General features: G+C 42.0%; 9 protein-coding genes. 4 read left to right on the top strand and 5 right to left on the bottom strand.

Annotation, left to right across the window (positions count from 1 at the left end; translation table 11 throughout):
- The 3 genes from F6J94_RS25030 to F6J94_RS25040 form a co-directional block, all read right to left on the bottom strand.
- Positions 1 to 1960: ShlB/FhaC/HecB family hemolysin secretion/activation protein (locus F6J94_RS25030; protein ID WP_293045120.1), on the bottom strand; the 1960-nt coding region annotated here is incomplete at its 3' end.
- A 383-nt stretch (positions 1961 to 2343) separates the two neighbouring features.
- The gene (locus F6J94_RS25035; protein WP_293030343.1) at positions 2344 to 2790 is read right to left on the bottom strand and encodes a helix-turn-helix domain-containing protein; all 447 of its coding nucleotides are present in this window, start codon (positions 2788 to 2790) and stop codon (positions 2344 to 2346) included.
- Between the two features lie 168 nt (positions 2791 to 2958).
- Positions 2959 to 3165 (bottom strand): hypothetical protein, encoded by a 207-nt coding sequence (locus F6J94_RS25040; RefSeq protein ID WP_293045122.1) that lies wholly within the window; start codon positions 3163 to 3165, stop codon positions 2959 to 2961.
- A gap of 151 nt (positions 3166 to 3316) precedes the next feature.
- On the opposite strand from F6J94_RS25040, the gene F6J94_RS25045 reads away from it, so the two are divergent.
- Both F6J94_RS25045 and F6J94_RS25050 read left to right on the top strand, forming a co-directional pair.
- Positions 3317 to 3508, top strand: coding sequence for a hypothetical protein (locus F6J94_RS25045; RefSeq protein WP_293030337.1), 192 nt, complete (start codon positions 3317 to 3319; stop codon positions 3506 to 3508).
- A gap of 478 nt (positions 3509 to 3986) precedes the next feature.
- On the top strand, positions 3987 to 5039 hold the full coding sequence (locus F6J94_RS25050; RefSeq protein ID WP_293045124.1) for a patatin-like phospholipase family protein: 1053 nt from the start codon (positions 3987 to 3989) through the stop codon (positions 5037 to 5039).
- 364 nt (positions 5040 to 5403) lie between these two features.
- On the opposite strand, the gene F6J94_RS25055 is transcribed toward F6J94_RS25050, so the two are convergent.
- Together F6J94_RS25055 and F6J94_RS25060 are read right to left on the bottom strand one after the other, a co-directional pair.
- Positions 5404 to 5559 (bottom strand): hypothetical protein, encoded by a 156-nt coding sequence (locus F6J94_RS25055; protein WP_293029854.1) that lies wholly within the window; start codon positions 5557 to 5559, stop codon positions 5404 to 5406.
- A 105-nt stretch (positions 5560 to 5664) separates the two neighbouring features.
- Positions 5665 to 7392 carry a filamentous hemagglutinin N-terminal domain-containing protein gene (locus F6J94_RS25060; protein ID WP_293045126.1) on the bottom strand — a complete coding sequence of 576 codons (1728 nt, stop codon included), beginning with the start codon at positions 7390 to 7392 and terminating at the stop codon, positions 5665 to 5667.
- A gap of 410 nt (positions 7393 to 7802) precedes the next feature.
- On the opposite strand from F6J94_RS25060, the gene F6J94_RS25065 reads away from it, so the two are divergent.
- Together F6J94_RS25065 and F6J94_RS25070 are read left to right on the top strand one after the other, a co-directional pair.
- Positions 7803 to 7994: a hypothetical protein gene (locus F6J94_RS25065; protein ID WP_293045128.1), complete on the top strand. Its 192-nt coding sequence runs from the start codon at positions 7803 to 7805 to the stop codon at positions 7992 to 7994.
- A gap of 10 nt (positions 7995 to 8004) precedes the next feature.
- A partial coding sequence (locus tag F6J94_RS25070) for a sulfotransferase (RefSeq protein WP_293045130.1) occupies positions 8005 to 8867 on the top strand: 863 nt, incomplete at its 3' end.

The raw sequence follows: 8867 nt of genomic DNA on the forward strand, positions 1-8867 counted from the left end.
ATGGTCTAAAAATCAACGAAAAGTAGAATCCATCTTCCTGTAACGTTCTATCTCTAGTTTCAACATCCACCAACTGCAAGCCCCAGCCGATATTAGCCTCTAGTAAATCTCCTTGCTGCCATCGCAAACCTAGACCAAGGGATGCGATCGTGTTATCATCAATATCATTTTCATCGTCTCTATTCCAGCCAGTACCAAAATCAAGAAAAGGAGTTAACTGCACTAGAGTTCCGCTATCAGGATTCTGAATAATTGGCAGACGCAGCTCCGCAGAAATAAAGGCACCATTGTCTGATAAAATTAGATCCTGGCGATAGCCCCGTACACTCTGTAAACCCCCAATCCCTATCTGTTCTAATGGTACCAAGCCTCGGTCTGCTAGTTGCACATCCCCTCGGATTAATAAGATAGTGTTTGGTGCCAGTAGCCTTACCCATTGCCCTTGACCACGCCACGCGAAGAAATTGCTATCTGGTTCACCCCTGTTAATGGTAGTATCTCCTGAACTAATCCCGATACTTAACTGGGAACGAGCTGCTAACACTTGTTGCTCACTGCGCTTCGTCCACTCTTGGAATAACCGGATGGCATTAATCCGCGTACGCCCTTCATCATCAGCTCCTGCTGATAAAGGAAAGGGCGTATCTAATATAGATGTTTCACTTTCCTGGCGTGAGCCGGTGATACCAATAGCTACTTCTTCCGTAGGAGTTTGGAATACAGGCTGGCGCAGGGTTATTTCATAAAACCGTGATTCTGAGTCAATATCTATCCTATCAAAAGGAGGCTCAATTACTTCACTAGCTGTTGTCCCATAAGCCAAGCGCAGAGTACCATTACGAGGATTAATCGGTAAGGTATAGCTAACATCAAAGGTATCACTACCATCAGTGTTAGTATAGTTGAATTCTAAGGCATCTCCCAATCCCAGTAAATTGCCTTCTCGAATTTGGGGACGACGCCGAAAGCTTCCGACACTGGGAGAGCGCCCATTATCTAATGTTATTTGGGTGCTGAAGGTATCGGCTTCAGTTACTTTTACTTCTAGCAAACTCTCCCCAGGCTCAATACCCGCCGACAATTCAGCTGAGATGTTGGCAATTAGAGGGTCGAGTCGCAGCATTTGTAAGCCGTTCAGTAAGCGCCTTACATTCAGAGGCTTCTTGGTAGCGATCGCAAGACGGCTTTTGATGTAATTAGGATTAAGCCGACTCAGACCCTTGACAATAATATCTTCTAATTCCCCTTCGATAATGTCAATTCTAACTACCCCATCTTCAAGTTCCTGAGGTGGGATATAGGCTCCAGAGTTAACGTATCCTTCCTTATCATATAACTTGGTAATCTCAGACCGGATTTTAAATAATGTTGGGAAGGAGATCGGTTGATTGAGGAAAGGTTTGGTAATTTCCGCTAATTCTTCCTCGCTGAATACGGTTGAGCCAATAATATTAAAGCGTTTAATTACAATTCGTTTTGGAATGTCCTCCAGAATTTCGTCCGGTAAATCGGGGCTAGGAGTAGACGGGTCAAGAAGTTCGTCCACAGGAGGAAGTTTCTGGGGAGGTTGAGGTTCTGGTGCTGGTTCCAGAGAGGGAGGTCGTCTAGGCTCGGGGAAAGGGATTCGCCGCCGATCCTCGGGTAGCTCTATACCCGGAGGTAGGTTTGGAGGTAGGGCTTGACTAATTTTTGCCGGGGCTGGAGGACTCAGGAGTTGGTTAATATCGATGGCGTTGAGATTTGTTACAGTGTCGCTCCCTAAAACTTGATCATCCCTTTTGTTCAAGTTCTCTGGAATTGGCACTGGCTCCTGTGGCCATGAATCCTTTACGAAGATTAGACTCTGATCATTAACAGCAGCTCCAGCTTCTAAAGGTTTCAAGATTAGGCTACTAACGACTGCTAATACACCCAAGGTTAATAAAGATGAACTCCTGACTACTGCAACAAATCTAAACATTACTTCCCAAATCGCAATTGTTTTTAGTAGGTAAGAACTATTAATTAGTTTTCCTGGTGCTAGAGTGACAAATAACACGAACAGTAGTCAAGGGTAAGGGAATAAATTGAGAACTAATGTAATATATCTGTAGATATATCAGTGTATTTAGGGATAACTTTTGCGTCCGCTGAATGTGACTAGTAAGTATATCTACTAATCATCTAGGGATAACTTTTGCGTCCGCTACTCCGAGTGAAGCATTTCTGCTGTTTGATTTGAACCCTTGACCAATAACATTAAGGTTTTAACCTTCAAGTTAACACCTTGTTTTTTTGATTCTTAAGCTACGCAAACAAGTAGCTTCCAGCTGGGATGACCCCAAGCTAATACTGATCTTGCAATTAACTAAAGACTTTAGTGAGAATTTCTACACAAGGGTCAACTTCCAGCCACACCGTAGCCCCACAATCTTTGGGACAATTGGGTTGATAGACTAACCGAGATGGACCCTTGATTTCTACATAATGACCGTAGGTGTTGCGATTGCCTTGTTTGACAGTGAGCACAGGCTTATAGGTGTCGTACTTTTTATTTTGCTTAATCACGTTCTGGTTGACGTGGATGTAAGTCGCCACCTTCTGGAAACCTCTTCTCCAGGTTCCCTTGGGTCCACGGCGACCAGGACTGACCCTAGGCAAGCCGTTAAATAGGGGAATTTGCCAAAATCTGCCTACTTTTTGAGCGCCCTTAATTCTGCCATTTTTGAGAAGTTGGCGAACTCGTTGGACGCAAATCCCTAGAAGAAAAGCTGCTTGGGTAGTTCCGACTATCTTGGTTTGTTGGTTCATTTTTTGTGATCCTTTACTATCGCGCTAACCTTATATCTAATAAAACACATGAATTTCAGGTTGTGTTAGGTTTTTTGCAAAACTTTACAATTTATTTAGCGCTAGTCTTTATGCAGGCTAAGGGTTGTTTGGGTTGATTAAGTGATGAGCTTAAAATAGCGCTATACTTTAGCCAAATTTATCTAGCGCTAATTTTTTTACCCGATTCCCGACTCCCGACTCCCGATTCCCGATTCCCGACTCCCGACTCCCGATTCCCGATTCCCGATTCCCGATTCCCGATTCCCGATTCCCGATTCCCGATTCCCGACTCCCGATTCCCGATTCCCGATTCCCGACTCCCGACTCCCGACTCCCGACTCCCGACTCCCTCAAGACTTTGTTACAAAAATTTGCAAAATATGTTATAATTAAAGTTTTTTATGTTATAATATAAACATCGACGTGAAAGCGTTAAGAGCCAGCCTGAAGTTTTCCCAAGGCCGAAGGCTGGCTCTAGACCCCCAGTTAAGGAGATACCTAAAGTATGACTTACTCTGAACGCCTATACCCCTGGGCAATCATCCGCCTATTGCCACAAATGCAACGAGTCGTTGTTGGTCGGTACCGGAACCGGTCTGATGCCGAGGGGCATTTGCAGGTGCTTAAACGCCTGATGCCTGATGGGGAATTTGTGATTATTTTTGATTTGCCCGAGTCTATGGATGAAGAAACTTAGGGGGATTATGGAGTTGGGAGTTTTTTTCACAGCCTTGTTTTTCCTCTAAAGGAGTATATAAATAGTTCAATCTAGTAAATTTACTGAAGTCATTCAATAAAAACGTCGCTAAATTCGGTGTATACTGAAAAAGGGAGACTTCAATAACAAAGAATTGAAGTCTACTCCCTCCATATCAGGTATTTGTTCGTAATACCAACTTGCGTACCAATCCGTATCCATAAGTTTGAGTCACGCCAAATTTTAGTTTTTTTCGTAAGTAGTCAGTTTTTAATATTACGCTTATCGTTGCAAGTTGGTATAGCACTAAGCATTAAGGTGTTTGACGTTGATAAAAGCTAAAAAGCAGTTGTAGTAAACTTTTGTCTTTTGCCTTTTGCCTCTTGCCTCTTGCCTTGCGCGTAGCGCTATGCTATATAAGTGCTGAGTACTTACGTTAAATTGCTCAGGGATATCTTATCATTGGGATAGATTAGTTATGACTTACAAGATTTTAAGCTTAGATGGTGGTGGTTTTCGGGGAGTAATATCTGCTCGAATTCTCCAAAAATTTGAAGAAAAACTTGACAAGCCATTGCATGAATACTTTGATTTAGTAGCTGGAACGTCTACAGGTTCTCTTCTAGCTGCTGGGATTTGTCTAGGAAAAACTGCTGATGAGTTACTAAACCTTTATGAAGAAAATGGTGAAAAAATATTCCCAAATAACACGAAAGTTTGGCGTGATATTTCTATACTTAGGAATTTTTTTAATGTTGGTCGATACCCTCATCAGGGACTAGAGGCTGTATTAAAAGGTCAATTTGGCTCTACTAAAATCAGTGACATCTCTGAGAATAAACCGGTTTTATTAATTCCTGCTTATTGGACTCAAAAACGGAGAACCATGTGGTTTTGTAGTAATAACCCTAAATCAGAACGTCAATGGTATGACAATATTGAAATTTGGAAACTATGTGTTTGCTCCGCCTCGGCTCCAACTTTTTTTCAACCTTATAATTTAGATAATGAAAAAGTGCCAGAAAAAACGTTTATCGATGGGGGTATTGCAGTTAATAATCCGGCTCTGATTGCCATAGCTCATGCCCTGCTTCTTCCATATCATCCCTCTAATCCAAAGCATAAAAAGCAACTTAAACTCGATGATATAGCCATTGTTTCTATTGGCACAGGTAACGTAAAAAAGCCATACAGCTACAAGGAAGTTAACAGTTGGGGAATGGTAGGTTGGGCACAACAGCTAGGTAATCTATTTATGCCTGCCCCCAATCAAGTTAATGCGGACGTTTGCTGGCAAATAATTAGACAAGGAAATGAGGATAATGCCAAGCGTGTGTTACGCCTTGATTTTGATATAAAAGATTCGGAAAAAGATTCTAAATTGGGAGCTATTGATAATCCTGATCTATATAGTGATTTTGTTGACGCTGCGGACAACTACCTTAAAAAGGGTAAAGCTAGGGTAGGAAAAGACGAATCCCATAATCCTATAGAGGCAATTGAAGAGTTCATCGAGAATAACCCTATATAACAAAAAGAAGAGAGTCAGACACAACAGAGTAACGGCAAGGTGAAGGTACCTAGTCAAGTATGATCAGGGTGTTTAAGAGCTGAACTATTGATTTAGCAAGGCTCTTTTGTGGAAAGCGATCGCATAAGCGCGGAAGCGATCGCATAAGCGCGGAAGCGTTCCCGTAGCGTGGCCAAAGGCCTCAGCTTCCGGAGCGTAGCGTCGGGCTTTGCACGAATCGCTTTATTTCCGAAATTGCTGTAATTTTCGATAGTGACAGGATTCCACCGAAGCTATTTAAACTAGCGCGCTATACTTATCCAACAGTAATCTAATTGCTGACAATTGCTGCAATTTTCAACATCAAGCTAAACTATCGGATGCCTCAATCCTTATCAATACAATAGTTAGGAATAACAGTATTCGGTTCAACCGTCAGGATAATTGTACCATCTTCATCAACAGTCCAACCTTGAGCTTCCACTATTTTCTTGGGACGAGAAGCAGTAGGAGTATTGGCAGTGGGGCGTTTTCCTCTCATGGGCAAGTAACTGACTTCAGAGGTAGGAGTAGAAGTAACTTTGTCGATCCTGTTTGGTTCAGTTAGCGCTACTTTTCCACTCCTGGGACAGTTAGCAACAATTAATTACGAGGGGTTAACTAGTGATATTGGTAAGTTGCCAGGATCCTGAGTAGAATTAAGCTTACCATTGATCTCCAACAACCCAGATAAAGACAAATCCCCCGTAAAACTAATAGCAGAAATATCATTAAATGGAGTCCGACCTTCCTGTAACCTGAAATTTATCAATAAGCCTTGCAGGGTGATAGCGATGTTTCCATCTTTGGCTGTTTCAGTATTGGCAAAGATATCATTAATCTTTTCATCGTCCGAGGGGATATCCTGATCCTTTTCAGCTTCGATATCAAGTCTGGTATTATCAGCGAGAGTAACATTACCATTAACCTCTAATGATACATCCCCAGCACTGCTATCTTGTCCCTGATTAGCTTGGTCTGTTTGAATGGTAGGTTCGTTTTCCGATACTACAATGTTAGTCGTAGTGATGGTAATGTTTCCGCCAACAGCATCTACGCTTGTTATTATACTTCCTCCTGGTTCACCTGTTCCGTCATCAGTTAAGGTCAAGCCTCCATCCTGACTTCCCTGAATAGGATCAATAATCACAAGTGAATCAGTTGTTATAGAAATCCCACCTGCATTCTGATCATTTACATCATTGATAGTGGAGATTCCCTGAGCTATTTGAGAATTGTTTAGTGTCAACGAGCCAGCATCGATAGTGATTTGACCTGCTTCTCCACCTTCTTCCTTTGTGATCGTAAAGATTCCCTGACGGTCTTGCTCAGGAGTAGAATTAATCGATACTGAGTTATCAGCTGTTATTATTATATCACCACTTTTATTGCCATTCTTATCAGTTATCGTAACAATCCCCTGATCATTGTTGGAAGTTTCTACTTCCACAGAATCAGCAATAATCCTAATCTCACCACCATCAACATTGCTATCTTCTGGCACCAAGGTTTCTATAGCGCTATCCTTAACTACAACATTCCCTTTCTTGACGCCATCGGGAAAATCTAAACCCAGCTTGTTACCGTCTCTAGTTAATGCTACTTGTCCTTCTGCTGCGCTCAATCCCGCTAATAGAATATTCCCACCTTGATTGGTGGATATCTTACTATCTTCGATAACCTCAACATCACCACCAAGCAACAACAGGTTATCAACGGCTAGCTTCTCTAACTTAGCTTGACTGGTAATACTACCACGATTCATATTACCGGGAATTTGATTAAAGAAGAACACATTAGGATTAACCGTCAATAATGGTGAGGGAGGCTCTGGATTAGACGCACTAAACACTCCTTGATTTCCAAACCCAATCCCATCAGCAGTGGTGCCCACAAAGGAACCCGATACATCCAGCTTGGCATTCTGCCCAAACAAAATCCCCTTGGGATTAATCAAGAACAAATTCGCGCCACCATTGACACCCAAGGTGCCAAAAATATTAGAGGCCTTCCCACCAGTTACCCGAGAAATAATATTTTCAATCCCAGCTGGATTAGCAAAATAAACGCTTTTTCCGTTTCCCACATTAAATTCTAGGAAACTGTGGAACAAATTGATATCTCGGATTGCTCCTCCCTTAATGAGATCAACAATTTCCCCATTTACCTGACCCGAGCCCAGGTCTAGCAAAGACCTTTCCCCCTGGGGCAAGGTAGTATCAGGAGTAATCTGAGCATTAGCTTGGTTTACTGAAAATGCGTACGCTCCACTAATGGCTAAGCATAGGGCTAAACCTAACTGAGTGTTATTGCGTTTTAAGACATCTAATGCCATGGGATTTGTTCTCTTGATCTTGGGGAGGGTTAGTTAGCTTCAGCTATCAGTTATCAGTTATCAGCTTGCCCATTGGCGTACGCTACGTGGGGTTTATTTTAAGCTAACAGCTGACTGCTGATTGCTGACAACTGACTTTTGATTAATAGTCGCTTGAAGCTGCTATTGCTAGTAGCAATACTAATTATTACTGCACGGAATAATAACAGAATTTATTATACCTATACTTTCTCGCCATTGATGTAAAGTTTTGTAAAATAATGTTAGCTAGGGTTACAGAGATGGGTAAGGGTTCTACTAGATAATAGAGATAACCAAGGGATATAGGGAGCCGAAATCAATAGTAATAATTTTTGTTCCCGATTCCCGATTCCCGATTCCCTTTGCTATAGACAGTCTGCTACGGCAGTTTGCATCACTATCAAGTACACTGGATTTTATCCTTCTTCCCTCTTCTCTACTCCCTGCTCCCTCTTCCCTGCTCCCTGCTCCCTGCTCTGTGCTCCCTGCTCTGTGCTCCCTGCTCCCTGCTCCCTGCTCCCTGTTCCCTCAAACCCAGAGATTTGTACCTCATGGGTATAAGACTTGCTATAAATAGATAGACTCATGACAATGCCCAACTTTTTAATCCTAGGTGCAGCTAAGGCTGGAACTACTTCAATTTATCGATATCTAAAGCAGCATCCGCAAATCTACATGAGTCCTGCCAAGGAACCTAGGTTTTTTGCTTTTGAAGGGGAAAATTTAGATTTTCGTGGGTTAGGAGATGAAAAAGAAGCTGATTTCATGGTCACTGATATTGACGCCTATCGTGCCCTCTTTAAAAAGGTAACTAATCAAGTAGCTATTGGTGAAGCATCTACAAGTTATCTCTACATTGCGAAATCTGTTGAACGCATAAAGTACTACATTCCTAAAGCCAAACTGATCGCCATTCTTCGAGATCCAGCAGAAAGAGCCTATTCCAACTATTTACATTTACTCAAGCAAGAGCGCGAACCATTGGATTTTGCTGAGGCTCTTGCCCAAGAAGAGGAGCGCATTCAAAATAACTGGTGGTCTTTCTGGCACTATAAACACCAGGGACTTTACTATGTCCAAATGAAGCGTTATTATGATGTGTTTGAAAAAAGCCAGATTAAGGTTTATCTATACGAAGATTTGAAGAATAATCCTCTAGGTATGCTGAAAGATATGTTTGGTTTTTTGGAGATAGACGATACCTTTACCCCAGATATATCTGAAAAAGTTAGGCAAGCTCCTCGCCTTCCCAAGAACAAAGCGTTGGAATCATTTTTGAGCCAACCGCACCCAGTTAAATCAATTCTGAGTCCATTGCTTCCTACTAGCCTAAGGGATAAACTAGTTAACAAGATTAGATATTTAAATCGTGGGAAACCTAAGTTATCACCAGCAGTGCGGAAGCAATTGATTGAATTCTATCGCGAGGATATCCTCCAGCTTCAAGATTTGAT

The organism is Moorena sp. SIO1F2 (assembly GCF_010672755.1).
In the GTDB taxonomy this organism is placed as follows: Bacteria; Cyanobacteriota; Cyanobacteriia; order Cyanobacteriales; family Coleofasciculaceae; genus Moorena.